The sequence below is a fragment of the Sorangium sp. So ce1335 genome (assembly GCF_051521615.1).
In the GTDB taxonomy this organism is placed as follows: Bacteria; Myxococcota_A; Polyangia; order Polyangiales; family Polyangiaceae; genus Sorangium.
On sequence record NZ_CP150363.1, the window covers coordinates 12,105,436 to 12,127,474 of the forward strand.

The following is a 22,039-nucleotide window of genomic DNA, read 5'->3' on the forward strand; positions in this document are numbered from 1 at the left end:
GGTGACACCGACGAAGCGGCAGCAGATCTATACGCAGGTGCACGCGCTGCATGCCCAGGGCCTCTCGCTTCACGCGATCTGCCATCGAGACCAGCGCGCCGGGCGCCGAAGGAGACCGCTGTGGGCGGTATGACTTCCGACCTCCGGTGAGCCCCTTTGCTGAAGGCACTTCCTGGGCGCCGACGCGGTGCTGGCGTGGGCCTCGTCGACCGGCCCCACGAACGAAGGGATGGCGCGGCGACTGCTCGACCTGAACCCGATCCGCAAGGAGAGTGGCAGGGACAGCTCTCGAAGACACTCGTGCATCACGACAGAGAGGAGAGGCTCACGGCGAGGCCGCTGCGCCGAGGTGCGCTCGAACGTCGGCACCCTTCACGACGGCTCGCGCTCCAGGTTCTCGCGCAGCTTACGCAGCCCGTCGCGCGCTCGGCCGCGCATCACGCGGCGCAGGAGTGGGACCACAAGCCAGCGAAACCACCACCGCTGATTGCGGCTGACCATGCGCCACTCGACGCGCGTCTCGTCGTCGGAGAGCGCCGTGAAGTCCACGCTCATGCGGGGCAAGAGGAAGCCCCCACCTTCGGTCAGCAGACGCTCCCCGACGCGCGCCTCCTTCACCTCGATGTCGATCGTGCCGGTGCGCCCGAAGGGCATGCGCACGGTCTCACGGTAGCGCTTGCCGACCTGCCCGTGCTCCAGCGTGTCGAGCTCGCGCATGGCTGCGACGCCCGGGAACCAAGCCGGAAAGTTCTCCATGTTGGACACGTACGCGAACGTTTCGTGCGGGGGCCGGCCGATCTCCACCGAGCCCTGCGCCAAAAGCTCCGGCTGCGCGCCGCTCACGAGCGCCTCCTCGGTGCCGTCTTGTTCTCCATCGGCCTGAGCAGGGTCTGCTCCACGCTCCGACGCATCGCGCGGACGTAGCGCGGCCGGGACCAGCTCCGCTCCTCGATGAGCTCCTGCCAGTTCCCGATCGACAGGATGGTGGCCAAGAAGTCCGCTGCATCCGACGCCGACCATTCGTCGGCCAGCGCGCCTTCGGCCTGAAGCCGCGCCACGAAGCCCGCGCAGACGCCCGTGAAGCCGCGCATGCGGTCGCGCCACGCGAGCTCCGCGTCCTCGTCCGTGGCCCGTGCCGCCCGCATGGCCCGCGCCACGTCGGTGATGTGCGCGACGTAGCCCGCCCACGCGCCGATGAACTCGGAGAGGATCGCGCGCGCGTCGGGGACGCGCTCGCACTTTCGGACCAGGTCGGCGAACCCATGCACCTCGTCGACGTGACGCACCAGCGCGATCAAGAGCTGGGTCCTGGTCTCGAAGTGCAGATAGACCGCTTGGCGCGACACCCCGGCCGCCGACGCGATCTCCGCCATCGAGACGCCGCGACGCCCCGGCTCGGTCACGAGCCGGCGCGCGGCCTCGAGAATCACAGCGCGGGTTTCCCCGTCCTTGCTTGACACGGTGTCAAGCATGAGGCGTAGTTTACACTGTGTCAAGTTCGACGGGCGCGCCGGCGTCACGGTGCGCGCGGGCGACCGCGAAGGACTCGGGGGACTCTGCCGCTAGAGCGCAGAACAGGTTGAGCCGTCACTGATTCTCGGCGCTCATGCGGCGCTCCGCTCTCCAGGCGGTGGAGCGCCTCAAGGTTCTTCAACGGGTCGCCCGGCCCGGGCAGCGCGAACGCGATGACGAGCGCGAACGCGGCGACGCACGCCGCCCCGAGCGCGATTCCGAGCGGCCGGGGGGGAGCCGCCCTCCCGCGCAGCGAGAGCGCGGCCTCCTTGCGGTAGATCGCCTGGAGCCGATCCGCGGCTCGGGGCCGCGCCAGCCGCTCGAGCGCAGCATCCTGGTGCGCGGCACGCGCGGCCAGCCAGGGCAGCCTCCCCCGGTCTACGCGGGCGAAGGAAGCCGCCGCGCTTCGCGACCCGACCCAGGTTGAGCTAGCCGCCATGCGAGGCGCCGGAGCGCGCCGCTCGCCGTTCGGCACCGCGGGCCCCATGGCCCCCACGGCGGACAGCGCGACACGCCCGAGTCCGCATGGAGGTCCTGGTGAACCCGAAGAGGCTAGCACTCCTGTCTCTCGTGATCTTGGCCTTATGCTGGAGCTCGCTTGCCCTTCCCCGCGAGACGGCGGCACGGCGCGCCGGCGCCGTCCCCACCCTGTCCTGGAGCGAGCTCCTGTCCTCTCGCCCGCTCGCCGTCGCGGCGATCGGCGGCGAGGATGCGCTCGTGGCCGGCACGTTCGCCGACTCCCTCGTGATCGGCGGCGATCGCTTCACCGCCCGGAGCGCCTCGGACATCTGGGTCTCCAGGACGGATGCGCGCGGGCACCCCCTCTGGACGAAGCAGTTCAGCGCCGGAGGCCACCTCTCCTCGATGGCGGCTGGTGCCGACCATCTCGTCCTGGCCGGTGAGTCGGACAGCGGCATCGACTTTGGCGGCGGCGCGCTGGCCGCGGGCGTCTTCCTCGCCAAGCTCGATGGTTCCGGCAACCACGTCTGGAGCAAGGTCATCGCGGGCGCACACGACGTGCACCGCGTGCGCGTCGACGGCGAGGGGGCCGTCATCGCGCTGTTCGCGACCCATGGCCCGATCGATCCAGGAGCCGGCCCGATCGCGTCCGCCTCCGGCAAGCTCGTGACGAAGCTCGACGCGCGCGGCCGCCACGTGTGGAGCAAGACATACGGTTCCGGGGCGACCATGCTGGACATCGCCGTGACCCGCGACGGAGATGTGATCGTCGGCGGGAAGCTACGGGGCGCTTTTGACTTCGGCGGCGGCCCGATCGCGGACGCGGGCGGAGGCGACGCGTTCCTCGTCCGCTACGATCCCGACGGGCGCCATCGCTGGAGCCGGCGCTCTGGCGACCCCGACGACAAGCAGGACGCACGCGACCTGGCCGTGGACGACGCCGGGAACCTCTTCGTCGAGCAGGCGGAGGAGAGCGGTCCCACGCTCGGCCTGTACAAGTACGATCCCCGCGGCGAGCCGCTCTGGAGCAAATGGCTCGGCGCCAACACCGTGGTTGCCATGGCGACCGATCACGCCGGTAACGTCGCCTATGCCACCGCCAACCTCACCACCGGAGAAGACGATTCCATCGAGCTGCTCGACGGCGAGGGGCGTCCGGTCTGGAGCCGGACGTTGGGCCATGACAGCGGCTCGTTTGCCGGCCTGGCTTTCTCCGGGTCCGGCGTGCTGCTGGTCACGGGCAGGGTCAGCAGCACGATCGACCTCTGGGGCACGATCGTGAACCCTACCCCTGAAACGATGGGGTTCCTCGCCGCGCTCGCGCTCGATCCTGTCCCGATTCGGTCACCTACGGCCTCTCCGCGTCGCCTGTACCCGCGCCGCTCCCGGCCCGGCGTCGGGGCCGCATGATCTCCCTGCGGAGCACACCCGAGCCCGCACGGAGGTCCTCGTGAACCCGAAGCGACTGGCTCTTCTTTCTCTCGTGACTCTGGCCCTATGCTGGAGCTTCCTCGCTCTATCCCGCGAGACGGCGGCACCGCGCGCCAGCGTCGTTCCCACCCTGTCCTGGAGCGAGCTCCTGTCCTTGAAAGCTAGCACGCTCGCGATCACGACGATCGGCGAGGGGGATGTGCTCGTGGCCGGCACGTTCACCGACTCCCTCGTGATCGGCGGCGAGCGCCTCACCGCCCGGGGCGCGTCGGACATCTGGGTCTCCAGGATGGATGCGCGCGGCCACCACCTGTGGACGAAGCAGTTCAGAGCCAAAGGAAAGCTCTCCTCGATCGAGGCTGGCGGCGACCGTCTCGTCCTGGCCGGCAGGTCGGACAGCGGCGTCGACTTCGGCGGCGGCGCGCTGGCCGCAGGGGTCTTCCTCGCCAAGCTCGACGGATCCGGCAACCACGTCTGGAGCAAGGTCATCGCGGGGGCGTACAGCGTGCCCCGCGTGCGCGTCGACGGCCAGGGTGCCGTCATGGCGCTGATCACGACCGACGGCCCGATCGATCTGGGAACCGGTCCGATCGCCTCGGCCTCCAGCCAGATCGTGGCGAAGCTCGACCCGCACGGCCGCCACGTCTGGAGCAAGACCTACGGTCCCACGGTGACCGTGAAGGACATCGCGGTGACCCGCGACGGCGAGGTGATCGCCGGCGGGCGCCTGTCGCGCTCTTTTGACTTCGGCGGTGGTCCGGTCGTGGAGGCGGGCGAGGGCGACACGTTCCTGGTCCGCTACGATCCCGACGGGCGCCACCGCTGGAGCTTCCGCTATGGCTTCGAGTACGCCAGCGAGGATGCGCGCAAGCTGACCGTGGACGACGCCGGGAACATCTTCGCCGCGCAGCTGCACAACCGCGCCGAGGACGCGTTCAGCCTGGCCAAGTATGATCCCTACGGCAACGTACTCTGGACGAGTGTGCTCGGCATCAACCCCGTGCAGGCCATGGCCGCCGATCACGCCGGTAACCTCGCCTATTCCACCGACAATGAGATGACTTCAGACGACGTCATCGGATTGCTCGATGGTGATGGACGCCCGGTCTCGAGCCGGACGTTGCGCTTTGAGAGCAGCGAGAGCGGCTCGATCGACGGCATGGCCGTCACCGCGTCCGGCGCGTTGCTGGTCGTGGGCAAGATCTACGGCCCGACCGAAAGGATCGACCTCTGGGGCCCCATCGTGAACCCTACACGCGAATCGACGTGGTTCATCGCTGCGCTCGCGCTCGCTCCTGCACCGGCTCCTCGTGAGTAGCCCGCCCCCGCCGCGCCGGCGGCGCGACGCTGCCCGGCTGCCCCGCGCAAGCCATTCCGACCTTTCAAGAATTTCCCGCCAACGAATAGGCGTTTGCGGGACTGCGCCTGAGCAGCAGCGGCGGCGAGGTCCCGGCGCAGTCCCGCAGACGTCGGGTTGAACGAGGCCGGACGGGGATCGGCGTCGTCGTCGCCGTGCGGGAGGCACGTCCATCGCGGAGATGGGTGCCACCCATCTTTTGATGGCGGCACGTCCATCGGGAGATGGGTGCGACCCATCTTTTGATGGCGGCACGTCCATCGCGGAGATGGGTGCCACCCATCTTTGGGTGGAGGCACGTCCACCGGGAGATGGGTGCCACCCATCTCCGGCATGGACGAGCCACTTCGCCCGGATGGGCTCACGGCGTCCCGCCCGCCTTGAACGGGGGCGCGGGGACGGCTTCGGGCTTCCCGGCGCGGGCTCCTCCAGGGGATCGCGCGATTCGTCGTCAAGGCCGATCGCGCCGCGCCCAACGTGCGAGCCCCGACGGCCGGCCCGCGGGGGGCCCAGCGCGGAGGAATTCAGCGCCGCAATTCATCGAGGAAACGGGCGGCCACCGCGGCCGGCGAGCCCTTCTTCTCGTCCACGGCCGCGTTCATCTGGCGCATCTTCTTCGCGTCGATCGTCCCCGACAGCCCGCGCAGCGCCTCCAGCACCTCCGGGCGGGTGCGCGCGAGCCGAGCGCTCACCAGCACGAGCGCGTCGTACGGCGGGATGGCCCGGCGATCGTCCTCCAGCAGCACCAGATCGTCGGCGATGATCCGCCCGTCGGTCGAGAAGGCGGTGATCACGTCCACCTGCTCCGCCCGCAGCGCCTCGTAGAGCAGCGACGGATCCATGCTCCGCGCCTCGCCGAACGCGAGGCCGTACACGCGCTCGATGGCGCGCCACTCCGGTCGCTGGAAGATCTCGTAGTCGCCCCCCACCCGCAGCGATCGCGCGCGCCCCCCGAGATCGCTGATGCGCCGGATCCCTAGCCGCTCGGCCTCGGCCCGCCGCATGGCGAGCGCGTAGGTGTTCTCGAACCCGAGCGCGGCGGCCACGTGGACGTCGTACCGATCGAGCAGCTCCCTCTCCACCGTGGCCAGCACCGACGCGCGGTCCGCGCTCTCCGTGCTCCGTCTCAGGACGTTCGCCCACAGGGTGCCCGAGTAGTCGACGTAGACGTCGATCTCGCCGTTCCTCAGCGCGTCGAACGCCACCGTCGAACCGAGCGATCCCAGCGTCCGCGCCGGCACGCCGGCGACGCGCTCGATCCTCCCGGCGACGATGCCGGCGAGGATGTACTGCTCGGTGAAGGTCTTGGCGCCGACGGTGATGGACGCCTGATCGCGCGCGAGGAGGGCGCGCACGACGGGGGTGGCCGCGAAGACCGCGAGCCCGGCGAAGCCGCCGAGACACAGCAGCACGAGGCGCCGGCTACGGCGCGTGACGCCGGCGAGCAGGCCACGCACCAGGCCGTCCAGCACCAGCGCGAGCCCGGCCGAGGCCACACAGCCGACCAGCACGGCCGTGGTGTTGCGCGTCTGCAGCCCGCTGAAGATGTAGTCACCAAGGCTCGGCGCCCCGACCGGCGTGGAGAGCGTGGCGGTGCCCACCGTCAGCACCGCCGCCGTGCGCACGCCGGCCACGATCACCGGGAGCGCCAGCGGCAGCTCGACGCGGCGGAGCTGCTCGCGGGGCGTCATCCCCACGCCGCGCGCGGCCTCGATCACCGCCGGATCGATGCCCGAGAGGCCGGCCACCGTGTTCCTGAGGACCGGCAAGAGGCTGTAGAGGAAGAGGCCGATCAGCGCCGGCAGGTAACCGATGCTGCGCGCGCCCAGGGCCGCGAGCACGGGCACCATGAAGGCCAGGAGCGCCAGGCTCGGGATGGTCTGGACGACGCTCGCCACGCCCAGCACCGGCCCCTCCAGGCGGCGCGATCGCGTGACCAGCACGCCCAGCGGGACGCTCACGGCCACGCCCAGCGCCAGGGCGACCAGCGTGAGCCCCAGGTGGGCGGCGAGGTAGCGCGGGAGCAGGGCGAGCTGCTCCTTCACGAAGCGTCGCCTCCAGCGATCGTTCGCGCGGGCGCGCCCGCGATCAGCGACTCGACCGCGCGCGCCTGCTCGAGCGGGCCGCGCACCAGATCGGCCACGTAGTCGTCGGCCGGAGCGCGCACCAGCTCGCGGCCGGGCGCGAGCTGCAGGAGGCGCCCGCCGCGCATGACGCCCACGCGATCGCCGAGGAGCAGCGCCTCGACGACGTCGTGCGTGACGAAGATCGCCGAGAACCCCAGGCTCCGGCGCACCCGCGCGAACGATCGCTGGAGGCGCTCGCGCGTGATCGGATCGAGCGCGCCGAACGGCTCGTCGAGCAGCAGCACGCCCGGCTCGGCCGCCAGCGCCCGCGCCACGGCCACGCGCTGCGCCTGGCCGCCGGAGAGCGCGTCGGGTCGCCGATCGCGGATCTCGGCTGGATCCAGCTCGACCAGCTCCAGCAGCGTGTCCACCCGAGCACGGATGCGCCTCGCGTCCCAGCCGAGGAGCGCCGGCGTGATGCCCACGTTCTCGGCGACCGTCAGGTGCGGGAAGAGCCCGAGCCGCTGGAACACGTAGCCGATGCGGCGCCGGAGCGCGTGCGGCGGCACGGTGGCCACGTCCTCGCCCTCGACGCGGATGCGACCCGAGCTCGGCTCGATGAGCCGGTTCGTCATCTTCAGCGTCGTGGTCTTCCCCGATCCCGACCCGCCCAGCAGGACCACCAGCTCGCCCGGCTCGACGCGCAAGGAGACGCCGTCGACAGCGGTGATCGCATCGTAGCGCTTGGTCACCTGATCGAGCTCGATCATCGCCGCCGAGAGCGTGGCTCCCCGCGTACGACCCGGAAGCTCGAAAAGACATAGGGATAGTCCCGGCGATACCAGTTGCGGAAGCTCGGCCGGAGGAACCCCTCGTCGGTCGCCCACGAGGCGCCGAAGACGACGTCGTGCTCCCCGTCGAAGAAATCCGCCGAGTACCCGGGGTACGTGCGGGCGTACGCGACGAAGCCGGGCAAGGGCGCGAAGGGCGTGGACGTCCACTCCCAGCCATTGCCCACCAGCTCCTCGACGCCGAACGCGCTGGCGCCGTCCGGGTGGCTGCCCGTCGGCACCGGCGACCACCCGCGAAAGCCGAACTGGCCATGACGCGGCTCGCCCGGCGCGTTCCCCCACGGACGCGCGCGCACACCGCCGCCCGGCTCGCCGAACGCTGCGCGGCGCAGCTCGGCCTCGGTCGCCAGGCGCCCACCGCGCCAGACTGCATAGGCGCGCGCCTGCTCGCCCGAGACCTGCGCCGGCCAGCCCGACGCGACCTCGAAGGAGACCGGCCCGAAGATCGTCTTCACCGCCAGCTCACCCCCGCGGCGCACGAACGTACGGGGCGTGAGCGCGGCCCGCGCGCCGTCGTCCATCGCCTCGAGGAAGGTCAGGTAATCGCTGTTCCGCACCGGCAACGAATCGATGGTGAAGCCCGGGACATCGATCTCCGCGCGCCCGAACTCGTTGTCCCAACCGAACGGGATCGCCTCGAAGTCCACGCCGATCACCACGCGGCCCGCCGGGACGTGCCGGGGCTCGGCCGCGCGTCCCCTGCCGCCCACGAACGCGGGCGCGCCGTCGGGGCGCCGCGCGGCGCCGTGCTCCTGGAGCATGTACATCAGGGTCTCGTGGTGCATCCGCTCGTGCTCGATCACGAGCTGGAGGATCCGCCCCCGCGCGCCGAGCACGTCCTCGGCGCGCGCCAGCACGTCGGGGATGCGCGCCCGCACGGCGCGGCGGACCTCGTCGCGGTACGCGATCACCTCGGCGATCGCCGGCCACGCGTCCCTCGACGCGGCGCGGGCGCCGTCCTCTTCGGCCGGATCGATCCCGCGCTCGAACAGCACGTCGAAATCGCTCCGCATGGGCCCGAGCCCGAGGACGCCTCGGCCGATCTGGTTCCACGCGAAGGCCGGGAGGTGCCCCAGGTAGAACAAGAAGGGGTGTCGCAGCGCGATGGGCCGACGCCCCATCGACGCCTCCGGGACGAGCGCGAACAGATCGTCGCTGCGGCGCCACGCGGCGGCGAGGAGCGCCTCGAACGAGGCCTCTGTCACGCGTCGCTCCGCCGGAGCAGGGCCAGCGCGAAGAGCTGGTCGGGATCGGTGTGCCACGAAGACATCACGAGCCCTCCGGCCCGCGCCGAGGCTTCTAGCGAGTCGCGCGTGAACTTGCAGCTCACCTCGGTGCGGATCTCGGCGCCGCGCTCGAGATCGAGCCGCAGATCGAGCGCCGGGATCTGCACGCGCATCCGCCGCGAGGCCACGAGGCGCATCTCGATCCACGCCCGCGCCGCGTCGTAGAAGGCGCGGTGCGCGAACGCGTCGGGCGCGAAATTCGCCCCGAAGCGCCGGTTGATCACGCGGAGCGCGTTGCGGTTGAAGGCCGCCGTCACGCCCTCCGGATCGTCGTACGCGGCCTCCAGCAGGGCCGTGTCCTTGACCAGATCGACGCCGACGAGGAGCGCGTCCGACGGCTCCATGACGCGCGCGATCTCGCGGAAGAAGGCGCGCCGCTCGTCGGGGTAGAGGTTGCCGATGGTGCCCGCGAGGAAGACCACGAGGCGCCCCCCGCCCCGGCCGAGCCGCGGCAGGTCGGTGGTGAAATCACCGATCACGCCGCGGAACGTGTACTCCGGGTAATCGGTGCGGAGGCGGCTGATCGACGTCTCCAGGAAGAGCCCGTTCACGTCCAGCATCGTGCACATCTCGCCGCCGCCCACCCCCCGCCAGGCGTCGAGCAGGATGCGGATCTTGCGGCCCGCGCCGCTGCCCAGCTCGACGAGGCGCCGCGGCCGGACGGCGCGCAGGATGTCTCCGGCGCGCTGCTCGAGGATGCCGATCTCCGTGCGCGTCGGGTAGTAGACCCCGAGGTGGGTGATCTGCTCGAACAGCTCGCTCCCGAGATCGTCGTAGAAGTAGACGGGCGGGATCTCGGGCAGCGATCGTGTGAGGCTCTCGCGCAACCGAGCGCGCTCATCAGGTGAAGGGTACGCGTCCTCCGCGAATAGAGAGCTCAACAGGACCTCCTTGAGGGAGCGCTGGGCAGCGCGTCCATTGGGAGGAGAGCGGCGGACGTCAAGCATGGATCCCCGGCGTGCCGCCGGGGACGATGCTCGGTGAAACCCGGGCAGCGCGGGCGTTCTCAAGGGGTGTGCAGAAAACGGGGGCCGGGTAGGTAGAGCCAGCAGGGTACAGCGATACGGTAGGATGCCTCCCGCTCGGTGCTACGTCGCGGTAATCCCAGGCGTTTCAGGCGCGGAAAACCAGCATGATCGCGTGAGGCAGCCATCGACCTTGCCATCGTAGCTGCGAGCGCATGCATCAACGCCGCGGATGGATCCATCGAGAACATCGATGGGCAAAGCCGCCAGGCCGTCGTCACAACACGTCTCACAAGGCGGCGCGCTCCAGCACCTCGGGCGCCGCCGCGCCTGCGCGGCGTCGGTGACGACCGGGACGCCCTCGGGCCCCAGCACCAGCGGGGTCGGCGTCGAGCCGGGGTGGCCCGCCTCGATCGGCCGCGCGCACCACCGCGCGAGCTCGGCGTCGATCGGCACGACGAGCAACCACGGCACCCCTGTGCCGGGTGACGGCCAGGGTCGCCCAAGGTACACTCCGGCCGATGAAGCTCGCCATCGACCTGTCGCCCGCGCAAGCCGACCGCCTCCAGGAACGCGCAAAGAGCCTCGGTTTGCAGCCGGAAGAGCTGGCGCGGGCCGCCGTGGCGGATCTGCTGACGACGCCGGATGACGAGTTTCGTGCTGCAGCCGAGATCGTCCTCCAGAAGAACGCAGAGCTGTACAGGCGGCTCGCCTGAGAATGCGTTACTTGACCTTGGCGGAGGTCTTCTTCCTCCACGAGCGGGTCCTTGCGGCGAGCGGTGGCGCCGCAGGCGTTCGCGACCTCCGCGCCATCGAGGCTGCCGTGGCCCAGCCGAAGGCAGCTTTCGGAGGTGAAGACATCTATCCCACCGTCGTCGCCAAGGCAGCGACGCTTTGCTTCTCGCTCGTCCAAGGCCACCCGTTCGTCGACGGCAACAAGCGTGTCGGCCATGCCACGATGGAGGTCTTCCTGCTGCTGAACGGCTACTCCCTTGATGCGCATGTCGACGAACAAGAGCGCATCATGCTGGCGCTTGCCTCCGGCGCGCTTTCACGGGATCAGCTCCTCGCCTGGCTCGAACAGCATGTCCGGCGACGGGAGACCTCCTTGTAGCAGGACTTCAGGCCTGTCAGCCGTCGTACGCCGGTTCGGTGACCCGCGTGCTGTCTTGACGCCTCCGCGCTGCGCAGGAACCGGCGCCGGGTGTGAATGGAGAGCCGACTACACCCCGGCGCGGCGCTCGATCTCCTCGATGGCCATCCGGGCCGTGTCGCACACGCGGTACACGTTGGTGCGGATGCCGGTCTCGGTGCGCTCGAACGGCTTTGTCTCGTCGTCGAGCAGCCGCTCGAGCGCCGGCAGCACCCGCGCGTCGCCGAGCTCGCCAAGGAGGCGCCGCCGGCCGAATCGGTTCTCGACGTGCCCCGCTCACCGGCGATCGCGACGCCGCCCCACGCGGCCCGCGAGCGCGAGCGCGAGCCCGATCGCGGAGAGCGCCCAGCCCGGCGACGCCCCGCGGCCCGCGCTCACCGAGCAGCCCTCGCGCTCGTCGGAGTCGCCCCCCGCCTCGCAGTCCTCCCGCGCGGCGCACCAGACATCCTCGAAGCCCTCGGGCGGAAGATCGCACTTGCCGATCGCGGGACCGACGATCGCCATGTCGGTCGGGAACACGCCTGTCGCCCCCGCGTCGCCGTGTGGAACGCAGACGCGCTCCTTCTCGATCGTCGCGCCGTCGATGAGGCTCCTGTACGCGACCTGGTAACAGTACTCGGGGGCCGCGTCCTGGTACATGTGTTCCACGGAGCCTCCCCAGCTCCACGCCGTCCGCTTGCCGAGCTCCGCCCCGTCCGGGCTCAGGAAGGTCACGGTCTGCACGTACTGCCCGGCCCCGTCACGCGCCGCCTCGCTCGTGTGGAGGTCGAAGACGACATACCGCTCCACTTCCTTTGCAACACAGACTGGCTCCGGACCGCAGGTGCCCAGGGGGGCATTGCAACAGCTCGGCGTGTCATACCAGCTCTCCTCCACACGGACGCTCGCGGCCATCGGGTGGGCGCCCACCTCCAGGTCGAGATCGGCGCTCGCTCTGGTCTCCAGCTCCGCACGGCGAGAGGGATCCTCCCCCTCGACGGTGACGCTGTACGTGTGACCCTCGGCGAGCGGGGCGGCGGGGCGGAAGACGAGCACGAGCTCCAGCCCGGCGGCCGGCAGGTCGGCGGCCAGCTCCTGGGTGCCGGCGACGACCTCGCCCGTCTCCTTGTCGTTCACCACGAGCACGGGCGTATCCACCGGGCAGTCCACCTCGCAGCGGAGCCGGGCAACGACGACCCCGTCGAGCGGCACGGTCCCTGGGATCTCCGTGATGTGGTAGCCCGGCTCCGGAATTACCGGGCTACATGCATCGCTGGGGCTGGACGTTGCGACGGCGGCCAGGCCACCCATGGAGGCGAGAGCCAAAGCGAAGAAGCGGCGATGATGCATGGCGATTTCTCCTGAGGGGGCCCTGAGCGGGTGAGCCCTGCGCCCTGATGTTGTACGCGTTGTAGAGGGACAGCACCGACGCTGCATCACCCGGAGCTCCGCCGCTGCCGGCCGCGCGCCTGGCGCCGCTACAGGACGAAAGCGGCGGCGGGCGCGCCGGACGACCGCTGGCCGGACCTTCTGCGTCGGTGCGAAGGGTGCGCTGTGTCGTGGTTCTATGGAAGCTCGTTGCGCTGACGGAGCTGCGAAGTCTCCCGACGTACGCAGCAACTGCGCGCCTGATGATAGCACGCGGATCACTGGACGCCGGGGTTGTCCTTCAGGGGACTTGCTCGGCAGCTCGTCGGAATGCTGCGCTGCCGAGGCAGGGAGGATACGCCGCCGCCCACGCAGCGCCCTCCCCTCACCGCTGCGCCGCCGCGCTGCCGCCCCTCCGATCGTCTCCGCGGCGCTGTCGTCGTGGTAACCTGGCCAGGATGCGCAACGCTGACGAACTCCGGCGGTTCGCTCGCCAGGGCCGGGTGGCCGTCCAGCGCGGCTCATTCAAGGTGACGACATGGAGGTATGCTCCGAAGAGGTCCGAGTTCCGGTAGCGCAGGCAGTCCTCGCGGGGACCCTCCTCGCCCCTGCGGGGGCGGGCCCGCGCCCGTGTCTGCTCCTGGTCTCCGGTTCCGGGGCCAACGACCGGGACGAGACGGTGTGCGGTCACACCCCCTTTCGGGTCATCGCGGAGTACTTTGCCGCCCGCGGGGTTGTTGTCCTCCGCTGTGACGACCGCGGGGTCGGTGGCTCGACGGGTGACGCGGGTGAGCAGGACTTCGATGGCTCTGTCGCGGATGTCGTCGCCACCTGCCGGTGGCTCGCGAGTCACCCGGCCGTCGATGCGGAGCGGATCGCACTCCTCGGGCACAGTGAGGGCGGGCTGATCGCCGCCGCCGCCGCGCCGCAGACAGAGGCATCGGCGGTCGTCATGCTCGCCGGGCCGGCGGTTCCGATCGAGCGCCTCCTGCATGAGCAGGCGCGTACGCTCTCGGCGGAGGCCGGCGCGACGTCGGCTCAGATCGAGCACGAGCGTCGCATGAACGAGCAGGTGTTCGCGCTGGCCCGGTCGAGCCGGGGGTCGGCGGCCGTCCGGCCAGAGATCGAGCGCGTGATCCGGGAGTACCTGCGGTCGTGGCCGGACCTGCCGGCCGCCGACGAGGCGGCTGTCAACGAGAACGCGCGCGTGATGGCCGCCGTCGTCGGCGCGCCGGCGTACCGTTCGCTGTTGCGACAGGAGCCGGCCGAGATCCTCGGCCGGCTGGATCGACGGTTGCTCGCCGTCTACGGCGGCAAGGACGTCCAGGTGCCGGGGGTGGCCAACGCGGATGCGTATCGCCGGATAGCAGCTGGCCATCGGCACGCTACCGTGCGGCTGTTTCCCGACCACAACCACCTCTTCCAGCAGGCGGGGACCGGCTCGATCTCGGAATACGAATCGCTGCCGCCGGGGCCCGACACGGCGGTGCTGCGAGAGGTCGCCGATTGGCTGTCCACGCGATGATTCGTCACCCGGTCTCGAATTCGAAGAAGGAGTCGTCCATGCACAAGGGATCATGTCTTTGCGGGGCCGTGAGCTTCGAGGTCACCGGCGCCCTACCCCCGCCCGACGCCTGCCATTGCTCGCAGTGCCGCAAGCATTCGGGGCATTTCTTCGCGTCCACGGACGTTCCTCGCGCCGCCCTGACGATCCGCGGCGCCGACAAGCTCAGCTGGTTCCGCTCTTCCGAGAAGGCGCGACGGGGCTTCTGTTCCGCGTGCGGCTCTTCGCTCTTCTGGGACCCGATCGACCAGAGCAAACATGACTGGATCGGCGTCGCCATGGGCGCGTTCGACGCGCCCACCGAGACCAGGCTGAGGGTTCACATCCACGTGGCCGACAAGGGCGACTACTACGACATCGCGGACGGTTTGCCGCAACATCAGCATTGATCGCCTCGTCACTCGATGCTGATTGCGAGCGAGGGCGGCAAGAAGCACGGCTGCTCGTGGCGGTGGCCAAGGAATCGAGGCAGGATGAAAAGCAAAGGGGACGATCCGTCGCGCGTCGTGGCGGAGTACGTTCAGCGTGCACAGGAAGCGGGAGCGCGCGTGGAGCTGTTCTCCTGCTGGGATCGCGATCAAGCGGCCCCGCCAGAGGTCCATTCCCTGATACGGCCAGTGGACCTCATGGCGCCCGAGTTTGAGTTCAAGGAGAAGCAACTGGTGCGTTGGATGCCGGAGGATGCGTAGACGCCCTCACCGGCCCCGCACCTGCTCGGCCTCCTGCCGCCGCACCATCTCCGCGATCCAGACCGGCGCGAACGGCGGCGTGCAGCCAGGCGATGCCGGGTAGTCCTTGAGCACCTCGAGCCGCTCGCCGATGGCGATCGCGCGGGCGCGCAACCCGGGGTTGCGGATGCCGATCTCGGCGAGGCAGTGGTTCATCGACCACTGCTTCGGGCCCGGCGCCGTCTTCATCTCCGCCTCGATCTGGTCGAGCAGCGCGGGGAGATCGAGGCCGGCAGGGCTCTTCACGACGCGGTCCGTCGTCAGGCTCCAGCCGGCGCGCCCGACCAGCTCGCTCGCGGAGTCCTTCCAGCGGACGCGCAGCTCCTCGACGTGGCGCGACGCCTTCACCACGTTGACGATGAACCAGTCGAGCAGCTTGGGATAGCCGATCTCCCGGACCATCGAGTCCAGCTCGTCCGCCGAGAACGCCTTCGGCTTGAACACGAGCGTGGCCAGGAGGCGGGCGTCGGGGTCGCCGGTGCGCCACAGCTCGCCGGCCAGGGCGTGGTCAGCCTTCAGCCGCTTCGCGAGCGCGCGGAGGTGGGTGAGGTTCACCCCGTGGGCGTCTCCGGCGCGGGCGTTGACCTCGCGCATCCTCTCGTTGCCCAGCGCGGCGAGCTCCCGCATGACGTCGGTGAGGTTCATGGGCTGGAGCTAGCCGTATCCGCGGGCGTCGTCCAGCGGCGCGATGAAGCACCGGGCCGCGACGCGGATCAGCGCCTGACGCCTCGCGCGAGGCCGTTGCCCACGCCCGCGGGGCCCGCGTGCGGCTGGCAAGACTTGCCGCTCTGGCAAGAGTTGCCAGCGCTGAAAGGCGGGGCACGGCAAGCCTTGCCGCGGCGCCACACACCAGCGCCCCGGGCGCGCCAGGTGACCTGCGGCTGACATCGTCGAGCCCCATCAACGTCGGGCCGTGGCACGGCGAGTGCTTGGATCCGCGATACGTCGGTCATGAAGGATCGGCGTCATCGCGTGAACGGGTTCAGACGCTGCTGCGAGGACGGCATCCCTCGAGACGCCGGGTGCGGCAGCCAGGTCTCTCGACAAAGGCATGGTGAAATGATGAGTAGACGTCCCTCGGTGTGTCTCGCGCTCGGAGTGCCTTCCTGCATCATCCTGGCCGGCCTGGCCGGGTGCGCCTCGGACGACGCAAACACCGCGCCGCTCGCCGGAGACGTGACCGTGCAAGCCCAGCCGGCGGTCTCGGGCGAAGCGATCACCGTGGTCTCGCACAGGGACGACTCCGCAGCTCCGGTGCACGTCCAGATCAAGGAGTGTACGACCGTCGCCTCGTCCAACGTCCACGTGGGCGTCGATTGCAGGGTCGACCCGGAGTACGCGCTGGTCGGCGGCGGCGCCACGACGGACAGCAGCAGCGGCAGCGCCGCGTTCTTGCGTGAGAGCCGCCCCCTCGACGCCCGGACATGGCGCGCCTCGTCGAGCGCGCGCGGCATGCTGAATCCGCACTACTTGACGGTGTACGCCATCGGAATGCGCCTGGACGGCGTCAGGACCAGGGATCTCCAGGACGCGATCCAGCGGAGGTCCGTTCAGCTTCCCACGGACGTCGCCGCGGCTCAGGTCGACGACGGCTGGATGACGATCGGCGGCGGCGCCGAGACCGCGCCGGATGCGTCGGTCACCGGCGATGCCGCGCGCTTCCTGACCGCCAGCTACCCCGCGGGCCTCCAAGGGTGGGAGGCCGCTTCGACCGACTACGCCATCCCCGCCGCGGGCACGACGTCCGCCTGGCTCCTCCAGATCAAGGACCAGGTCATCGAAGGCTTCGGCGGCCTCGAGGTCAAGATCCTCCAGGGGAGCTCCGAGCACGCGGCCCATGGCTACGGCACGAGCTCGCTGGAGATCGAGCCGGGATGGGCGCTCATCGGGATGGGCGCGTCGATCGACTACGCGGACGAGCAGCGAAGCCGCACGCTCGTCTCCATCCAGCCAGGCGAAGACGGCCGCAGCGTGTCCGTCACCTCGCGCGACCAGTTCGTCGCGAGCGCGGGCACGACGACCGCGGTTGCGGTCGTCGCGCGCAAGAAGCCTGGCACCCATGGACTCTGCAACCCGGGCACCGCGCTCGAAAGCTCGGTGGACAGCTGCGTGAGCGCCGTGTGTGAAGCACGAAGCGCGTGCTGTACGACCGCCTGGGACGACACGTGCGTCGAGCTCGTGGAGTCCGTGTGCGGCCGCTCCTGCGCCGAGCACACCTGCGAGCCCACCGTCTATGAGCCGGAGAAGTGGACGTACCCCGACGGGAGCGCAGTCAGGTCCAACTGCTACTACTATGCGCAGAACAAATACCCGGTGAGCGGGGCCGGTATAGCTCCGGGCTATACGATGGGAGTTTCGCCGGTCGGAGGCCAGGATAATATGATCGAGGAATATGCCGCGGGCGACGGACTCATTCCCTCCTCGCTGGAGGAGCCGTGCCCCGACAACCGGACCAAGATCTTCCTGACCGCCAATTGGGGCAGTTACCACGTCTATCGCCAGGACGCCGATGGAACGTGGAGCGACAAATTCAGCGTCGACGGACTGGCACTGCCCACCCCGGACACCGGACGTCGCCCGCAGCACGTGGCGGACCCGAGGAACTCGGTAGAAGTGTACATGTGCGCCTGCAACCAGCGCCTCCCCGATCAACTTCCACCCAAGCCATAGCGCGCCGACCACGACCGGACCGCGCCGCCAAGGCGGACGGTCCGGTGCCGCACGGCGGCTCCCGCCGGCCGCGACACCGCTACGGCCTTGCGTCGATCGAAGAGGGCCCTCGGGGCCTCAGCCCCCGTTCAGCCCCGGTCCTCTTCCCGCCTCACCTTGACCGCGCACGCCTTGTACGATGGCTGCCTCGAGTACTGATCGAACGCCGGGAACGTCAGCTTGTTCGTGACCTCGTAGTGCATCGGGATGAAGAGCTCCCCCGGCTGCACCGAGTTCGTGACGAACGCCCGCGCCTTGATGTCCGCGCGCCGCGACGCGATGACGACCCACTCGTGCATCTGGATCCCGATCTTCTTCGCGTCGACCGGGCTGATCTCGACGTAGATCTCCTTCGGGTACAGCCGCTGCAGCACAGCGCTCTTCTTGGTCCGCGTCTGCGTGTGCCACTGGCTGGAGCTCCCGCGCCCCGTGAGCAGCGTGAACGGGTACTGCTCGTCCGTCGGCTCCGGGAGCTGCCGCGGCGCCTGGAACGCGAACTTCGCCCTCTGGTCAGGCCGGTAGTACTGCCCGTCCTCGAACAGCCGCCGCTCGTTCGACGCGAACGACGCCCCCTCGGGGAACGGCCACTGGACGCCGCCCCGCTCGTCGATCATCGCGTAATCCTTGATGCCCGTGATGTCGCACGGCTGCCCCTTCGAGAGCCGCTTCAGGATCTGGAAGACGTCCTCGGGGCTCTTCCACTCCGTGAACAGCTCCGCGCACCCCCAGTACTGCGCCACGAGCTGGAAGATGTGAAAGTCCGCCAGCGCCTGCCCCGGCGCCCGCGCCACCTTCTTCACGAGGCCGATGCGCCGCTCCGAGTTGATGAACGTCCCCTCCTTCTCGGCCCACGACGCGGCCGGCAGCACGAGGTGCGCGCGCTCCGCCGTCTCCGTGGTCGCGTACATGTCCTGCACGACGAGGAAGTCCAGGCGGCCGAGCAGCTCGTGCAGGTCCTCCTGGTTGATCCACGAGTGCGCCGGGTTCGTCGCGATGATCCAGAGGCCCTTGATCTTCCCCTTCAAGATGCCTTCGATGATCTGATCGTACGCCAGGCTGTTCCGCGTCGGGATGACCTCCTCCGGGACGCCGAGGATCCCGGCGATCTTCTTCCGGTGCTCCTCCTTCGTGAAGTCGTGCCCGGCGAACAGCCCCGTCGTGTTGCTGAACATCCGCGAGCCCATCGCGTTGCACTGGCCCGTGATGGAGTTCGCCCCCGTGCCGGGGCGGCCGATGTTGCCCGTCATCAGCGCCAGGTTGATGAGCGACTGCGCGACCCGCACGCCCTCGTGGCTCTGGTTGACGCCCATGGTCCACCAGAACGACACCCGCTTTCCGTTGTGGATCGTCTCCGCGAACGTCGTGAGCTGCTCCTCGCTGAGCCCCGTCGCCGCGGCGACCCGCGCCGGCGTGAAGTCCTCGACGTGCGCCTTGAACGCCTCGAAATCGACGGTGTGATCGCGGATGTAGTCGGCGTCGATCCACCCCCGCTGGATGAGGATGTGCGCGATGCCGTAGAACAGCGTCAGATCCGACTTCGGCTTGAGCGCGTAGTGCGCCGTCGCCGCCATCGCCGTCTCGGTCTTGCGCGGATCCACGACGAGGATCGCGGGACGATTCTTGTTCTTGCACAGCCGCTCCCACATGATCGGGTGGGCGATGCACAGGTTCGAGCCGACGAGCACCACCACGTCGGACTCCTCGAAGTCGCGGTACGTGTACGGCGGCGCGTCGAAGCCGAACGACTCCTTGTAGGCGACGACCGCCGTCGCCATGCACTGCCGGGTGTTGCCGTCCCCGTGCAGCATGCCCATCCCGAACTTCGCGAGCGCCCCCAGGAACGCCATCTCCTCGGTGACGATCTGCCCGGTGCTGATGAACGCGACCGACTCCTTGCCGTGCGCCTCCTGGATCGCCTTGAAGCGGTCGACGAACGTGCGGAGCGCGACGTCCCAGTCCACGCGCTCGAGCTTCCCGCGGGCGTTCCGCAGGAGCGGCGTCGTCGCGCGGTCGCTCGCCTTGAGCGGCGTGAGCGCCTCCCAGCCCTTCGGGCACGCCATCCCCAGGTTGACGGGATAGTCGGTGTTCGGCGAGAGGTTGATCGCCTCGCCGTCCTTGAGGTGCACGTTCAGCCCGCACCCCGTCGAGCAGAAGCCGCACACGACCGTCGTCGTCTGGTCGGGCTTCAGCCGCGCGGGCACCCGCCCGAGGCCGAACTCGCCGGGCGTGAGGAGCAGCTCGCGCGTCAGCGGGCCGCTCCGCTGCAAGAGCAGGTTGTCGGGCGCCTTGTGCTCCGGGGACGTCTTCTTCGCTTCGCTCTGGGACATCAGGAGAGCCCTCCGGGCATCTTCGAGGCGGGCGCGGCGGCGAAGAACAGGTACCGCTCGAGGAACTCGCCCGCGAGGCAGAACAGGAACGCCACGACCGCCATCGCCATCAAAACTTCGGAGCTCACGTCGCTGTTCGGCGCCGAGAACAGGCTGAGCGCCGGCAGGACGATGCCGCCGAGCGCCCCGCACGCGAAGCGCCAGCCCGTGGCGCCCTTCAGCTCGCCCGCCATCAGGATCGCGCTCCGCTTCAGGGTCGAGTGGCTGCGCTTCCGGAGGTGCCGGAACATCGAGAGCTCCACGATCAGCTTGAGCGCCATCGACGCGCACAGGAACGCGCTCAGCGCGCGGAAGCCGCCGGTGAGGAGCAGCGCCGCGTGCTCGCGGCTCGAGAGCAGCGCGACCATCAGCACCGTCGAGCTCCCGAGCACGGCCGCCGTGCCCGCGAACTTGAAGCCCGTCAGCGCCCCGCGCCAGTGCTCCCGCTGCGTCGCCGCGTACACCATCACCGAGCAGAAGACGCCGAGGATGCCGCTCAGCGCGACCGCATAGGACAGCGGCGCCTGGAGCTCGCGGAGCGGGATCGGCAGCGCCGAGAGCGCCGGGATGGACGGCACCCAGAACGAGGCGGCGTAGAGCGTCCCGGCCCCCGCGAAGAGCGAGAATCCGAGGATCTCGCGGCTCAGCCACGACGTCTTGAGCCCGAGGAAGGCCCGGAACGCGAACTGCGGGCGGCCGAGGTGCAGGAGGCTCGCGCCGAGCGCGGCGAGCCCGAACACGAGCGCGAAGGTCGCGTTGTGGCCGCCGAAATCCTGGGTCGCCTGCTCGCCGAGCAGCTCGTTCAGGGCCAGGCTCACGCAGAAGGCGCCCACCGAGAGCTGCGTCAGCACGAGCATGGCGACGAGCGGAGGGTGGGAGTGCTCCCGGCTCACCTGGTAGAAGTCCGCAGGGAGCATGTTGCGCGGGAGCGACTTCTTCGTCTTGTAGGTGGTCGTCGGGATCGTGTACTCCGGCGCCGCCGCCCCCGGCAAAAAGACGTTCGTCTGGCTCTCCTGCACCGCCTGCGCCTGCTCGACCACCGTGATGCGGATGGCGCCGTTCGGGCACGACTGCACGCACGCCGGGGCCTCGTCGTTGGCCAGCCGATCGCTGCACATGTCGCACTTGCGCACGATCCCCCGCTCCGCGTTGAACTTCGGCGCGTCGTAGGGGCACATCAGGATGCAGTACTGGCAGCCGATGCACTGGTCATCGAGGTGCTTGACGATGCCGGTGACCGGGTCCTTCTCGTAGGCCTTCACCGGACAGCCCGACATGCACGCCGGGTCCAGGCAATGGTGGCAGGCCGTCGTCACGCTCTGCTGCGCGGGCGTCTGCGGGGTGCCGCCGTGGAGCAGGCCGACCGAGCGCCACACCTCGTCCTCGTCGAGGCCGTTCAGGCTGTGGCACGCGGTGACGCACGCCTTGCACGCCGTGCAGGCGTCGAGGTCGACCTCGAAGCCGTACTGCTGGCCCGGCTTCGGCTTCTCGAAGGGGATGAGGTCGCGGTAGTACTTGGACTGGGCCGGGAGCGCGTGCTCCTCGTGCATCCTGGAGAACTTCTCGACCGCCGTGAGCTTCTGCTGATCGGCCAGGAGCGCTTGCAGGAGGCTCTTGTTGCCGTCCTGGATCTTCGGCGGTGAGTTGACGATGGGTAAGTGAAAGTGAGTGTCCGATACCTTGGCAACGCTCATTGAAGATCCCTGTTTACCCGGCGCGGAAACCCAGCCCGGAGAACGCCAGAAGACGCGCCGCGAAGGGCGGCGCGTCCGCGGCGAGGAGGAAGGTGGCGCCGCCTCGCCGGCTCATGATCAGCTCGCGGCCGGGAGCGGCAGCGCCGTGGCCTGGACCTCGACGCGCCCGCCCCGGACCCGGACGGGGTACACCGGGATGCGCACGCTCGGGTCGTCCAGGCACTGCCCCGTGCGCAGATCGAAGTTCTGCTTGTAGATCGGCGAGGCGATCTTCGGGACGCCCCCCTTGTCCCCGACGATGCCGCGCGAGATGACGAACGCCTTGCTGAACGGGTCGAAGTTGCTGATGGCGTAGATCTCCTCGCCCTCGCCGACCCGGACCACCGCGATCTGGCGCGCGTTCACGAGCGCGCAGACCCCGGTGTTCGGGATGATGTCGTCGACCCCGCAGACCTCGACCCAGCCCTGTGTCATGCCCTCGCTCCGGCGCGCGTTCCAAGAATGTTGCAGCTCGTTCATGTCGGTTCCCTCAAGAAAAGTCGTGTCCCGAG

21 protein-coding genes are annotated in these 22,039 nt (G+C 69.7%); 8 read left to right on the plus strand and 13 right to left on the minus strand.

Annotated features, from left to right (window positions below; genetic code table 11):
- Positions 1 to 372: 372 nt before the first annotated feature.
- Both WMF24_RS45155 and WMF24_RS45160 read right to left on the minus strand, forming a co-directional pair.
- Complete coding sequence (locus tag WMF24_RS45155) at positions 373 to 843, minus strand: SRPBCC family protein (protein WP_437733672.1); 471 nt, start codon at positions 841 to 843, stop codon at positions 373 to 375.
- The gene (locus tag WMF24_RS45160) at positions 840 to 1,520 is read right to left on the minus strand and encodes a TetR/AcrR family transcriptional regulator (protein WP_437733673.1); all 681 of its coding nucleotides are present in this window, start codon (positions 1,518 to 1,520) and stop codon (positions 840 to 842) included. Before WMF24_RS45160 ends, WMF24_RS45155 begins: the two co-directional genes overlap by 4 nt.
- Before the next feature lie 529 nt (positions 1,521 to 2,049).
- On the opposite strand from WMF24_RS45160, the gene WMF24_RS45165 reads away from it, so the two are divergent.
- On the plus strand, positions 2,050 to 3,381 hold the full coding sequence (locus WMF24_RS45165) for a hypothetical protein (RefSeq protein ID WP_437733674.1): 1,332 nt from the start codon (positions 2,050 to 2,052) through the stop codon (positions 3,379 to 3,381).
- A 40-nt stretch (positions 3,382 to 3,421) separates the two neighbouring features.
- The gene (locus WMF24_RS45170; protein ID WP_437733675.1) at positions 3,422 to 4,720 is read left to right on the plus strand and encodes a hypothetical protein; all 1,299 of its coding nucleotides are present in this window, start codon (positions 3,422 to 3,424) and stop codon (positions 4,718 to 4,720) included.
- Positions 4,721 to 5,283: 563 nt separating this feature from the next.
- Here WMF24_RS45170 and WMF24_RS45175 read toward each other — a convergent pair.
- From WMF24_RS45175 to WMF24_RS45195, 5 genes are all read right to left on the minus strand, one after another.
- Positions 5,284 to 6,804 carry a glycine betaine ABC transporter substrate-binding protein gene (locus WMF24_RS45175; RefSeq protein ID WP_437733676.1) on the minus strand — a complete coding sequence of 507 codons (1,521 nt, stop codon included), beginning with the start codon at positions 6,802 to 6,804 and terminating at the stop codon, positions 5,284 to 5,286.
- Positions 6,801 to 7,595 (minus strand): ATP-binding cassette domain-containing protein, encoded by a 795-nt coding sequence (locus tag WMF24_RS45180; RefSeq protein ID WP_437733677.1) that lies wholly within the window; start codon positions 7,593 to 7,595, stop codon positions 6,801 to 6,803. The genes WMF24_RS45175 and WMF24_RS45180 overlap by 4 nt, the downstream gene beginning before the upstream one ends.
- On the minus strand, positions 7,592 to 8,881 hold the full coding sequence (locus WMF24_RS45185) for an SUMF1/EgtB/PvdO family nonheme iron enzyme (protein WP_437733678.1): 1,290 nt from the start codon (positions 8,879 to 8,881) through the stop codon (positions 7,592 to 7,594). The genes WMF24_RS45180 and WMF24_RS45185 overlap by 4 nt, the downstream gene beginning before the upstream one ends.
- The gene (gene egtD, locus WMF24_RS45190; RefSeq protein ID WP_437733679.1) at positions 8,878 to 9,789 is read right to left on the minus strand and encodes an L-histidine N(alpha)-methyltransferase; all 912 of its coding nucleotides are present in this window, start codon (positions 9,787 to 9,789) and stop codon (positions 8,878 to 8,880) included. Before egtD ends, WMF24_RS45185 begins: the two co-directional genes overlap by 4 nt.
- A 261-nt stretch (positions 9,790 to 10,050) precedes the next feature.
- Positions 10,051 to 10,383: a hypothetical protein gene (locus WMF24_RS45195; RefSeq protein ID WP_437733680.1), complete on the minus strand. Its 333-nt coding sequence runs from the start codon at positions 10,381 to 10,383 to the stop codon at positions 10,051 to 10,053.
- A 65-nt stretch (positions 10,384 to 10,448) separates the two neighbouring features.
- Here WMF24_RS45195 and WMF24_RS45200 point away from each other — a divergent pair, with 65 nt between their 5' ends.
- Together WMF24_RS45200 and WMF24_RS45205 are read left to right on the plus strand one after the other, a co-directional pair.
- The gene (locus WMF24_RS45200; RefSeq protein WP_437733681.1) at positions 10,449 to 10,643 is read left to right on the plus strand and encodes a DNA-binding protein; all 195 of its coding nucleotides are present in this window, start codon (positions 10,449 to 10,451) and stop codon (positions 10,641 to 10,643) included.
- Between the two features lie 2 nt (positions 10,644 to 10,645).
- On the plus strand, positions 10,646 to 11,041 hold the full coding sequence (locus WMF24_RS45205) for a type II toxin-antitoxin system death-on-curing family toxin (RefSeq protein WP_437733682.1): 396 nt from the start codon (positions 10,646 to 10,648) through the stop codon (positions 11,039 to 11,041).
- 108 nt (positions 11,042 to 11,149) lie between these two features.
- On the opposite strand, the gene WMF24_RS45210 is transcribed toward WMF24_RS45205, so the two are convergent.
- Together WMF24_RS45210 and WMF24_RS45215 are read right to left on the minus strand one after the other, a co-directional pair.
- Positions 11,150 to 11,293: a hypothetical protein gene (locus tag WMF24_RS45210; RefSeq protein ID WP_437733683.1), complete on the minus strand. Its 144-nt coding sequence runs from the start codon at positions 11,291 to 11,293 to the stop codon at positions 11,150 to 11,152.
- A gap of 63 nt (positions 11,294 to 11,356) precedes the next feature.
- Positions 11,357 to 12,271, minus strand: a complete 915-nt coding sequence (locus WMF24_RS45215) for a hypothetical protein (RefSeq protein WP_437733684.1) — start codon at positions 12,269 to 12,271, stop codon at positions 11,357 to 11,359.
- 694 nt (positions 12,272 to 12,965) lie between these two features.
- On the opposite strand from WMF24_RS45215, the gene WMF24_RS45220 reads away from it, so the two are divergent.
- From WMF24_RS45220 to WMF24_RS45230, 3 genes are all read left to right on the plus strand, one after another.
- Positions 12,966 to 13,952: an alpha/beta hydrolase family protein gene (locus WMF24_RS45220; protein ID WP_437733685.1), complete on the plus strand. Its 987-nt coding sequence runs from the start codon at positions 12,966 to 12,968 to the stop codon at positions 13,950 to 13,952.
- A 38-nt stretch (positions 13,953 to 13,990) separates the two neighbouring features.
- A complete protein-coding gene (locus WMF24_RS45225) occupies positions 13,991 to 14,380 on the plus strand; it encodes a GFA family protein (RefSeq protein ID WP_437733686.1) in 390 nt (129 codons plus the stop codon).
- Between the two features lie 84 nt (positions 14,381 to 14,464).
- Positions 14,465 to 14,680, plus strand: a complete 216-nt coding sequence (locus WMF24_RS45230; protein WP_437733687.1) for a hypothetical protein — start codon at positions 14,465 to 14,467, stop codon at positions 14,678 to 14,680.
- 6 nt (positions 14,681 to 14,686) lie between these two features.
- On the opposite strand, the gene WMF24_RS45235 is transcribed toward WMF24_RS45230, so the two are convergent.
- A complete protein-coding gene (locus WMF24_RS45235; protein WP_437733688.1) occupies positions 14,687 to 15,364 on the minus strand; it encodes a DNA alkylation repair protein in 678 nt (225 codons plus the stop codon).
- Between the two features lie 435 nt (positions 15,365 to 15,799).
- Between WMF24_RS45235 and WMF24_RS45240 the strand changes: the two genes are divergently transcribed.
- Positions 15,800 to 17,389 (plus strand): hypothetical protein, encoded by a 1,590-nt coding sequence (locus tag WMF24_RS45240; RefSeq protein WP_437733689.1) that lies wholly within the window; start codon positions 15,800 to 15,802, stop codon positions 17,387 to 17,389.
- Positions 17,390 to 17,517: 128 nt separating this feature from the next.
- Here the strand turns inward: WMF24_RS45240 and WMF24_RS45245 are convergent, their stop codons facing one another.
- The 3 genes from WMF24_RS45245 to nirD all read right to left on the minus strand — a co-directional run bounded on the left by WMF24_RS45245 (position 17,518) and on the right by nirD (position 22,007).
- Positions 17,518 to 19,755: a molybdopterin oxidoreductase family protein gene (locus WMF24_RS45245; protein WP_437733690.1), complete on the minus strand. Its 2,238-nt coding sequence runs from the start codon at positions 19,753 to 19,755 to the stop codon at positions 17,518 to 17,520.
- Positions 19,755 to 21,488: a DmsC/YnfH family molybdoenzyme membrane anchor subunit gene (locus WMF24_RS45250; protein WP_437733691.1), complete on the minus strand. Its 1,734-nt coding sequence runs from the start codon at positions 21,486 to 21,488 to the stop codon at positions 19,755 to 19,757. The genes WMF24_RS45245 and WMF24_RS45250 overlap by 1 nt, the downstream gene beginning before the upstream one ends.
- A gap of 117 nt (positions 21,489 to 21,605) precedes the next feature.
- The gene (gene nirD, locus WMF24_RS45255; RefSeq protein WP_437733692.1) at positions 21,606 to 22,007 is read right to left on the minus strand and encodes a nitrite reductase small subunit NirD; all 402 of its coding nucleotides are present in this window, start codon (positions 22,005 to 22,007) and stop codon (positions 21,606 to 21,608) included.
- Between the last annotated feature and the right edge of the window lie 32 nt (positions 22,008 to 22,039).

Excerpts from the sequence above, each read along its gene's own strand:
- WMF24_RS45220 (WP_437733685.1), top strand. The coding sequence starts at position 12,966 with ATGGAGGTATGCTCCGAAGAGGTCCGAGTTCCGGTAGCGCAGGCAGTC.
- WMF24_RS45230 (WP_437733687.1), top strand. The coding sequence starts at position 14,465 with ATGAAAAGCAAAGGGGACGATCCGTCGCGCGTCGTGGCGGAGTACGTT.
- WMF24_RS45245 (WP_437733690.1), bottom strand. The coding sequence starts at position 19,755 with ATGTCCCAGAGCGAAGCGAAGAAGACGTCCCCGGAGCACAAGGCGCCC.
- nirD (WP_437733692.1), bottom strand. The coding sequence starts at position 22,007 with ATGAACGAGCTGCAACATTCTTGGAACGCGCGCCGGAGCGAGGGCATG.
- WMF24_RS45180 (WP_437733677.1), bottom strand. The coding sequence starts at position 7,595 with ATGATCGAGCTCGATCAGGTGACCAAGCGCTACGATGCGATCACCGCT.
- WMF24_RS45225 (WP_437733686.1), top strand. The coding sequence starts at position 13,991 with ATGCACAAGGGATCATGTCTTTGCGGGGCCGTGAGCTTCGAGGTCACC.
- WMF24_RS45205 (WP_437733682.1), top strand. The coding sequence starts at position 10,646 with ATGCGTTACTTGACCTTGGCGGAGGTCTTCTTCCTCCACGAGCGGGTC.
- WMF24_RS45200 (WP_437733681.1), top strand. The coding sequence starts at position 10,449 with ATGAAGCTCGCCATCGACCTGTCGCCCGCGCAAGCCGACCGCCTCCAG.
- WMF24_RS45250 (WP_437733691.1), bottom strand. The coding sequence starts at position 21,488 with ATGAGCGTTGCCAAGGTATCGGACACTCACTTTCACTTACCCATCGTC.
- WMF24_RS45235 (WP_437733688.1), bottom strand. The coding sequence starts at position 15,364 with ATGAACCTCACCGACGTCATGCGGGAGCTCGCCGCGCTGGGCAACGAG.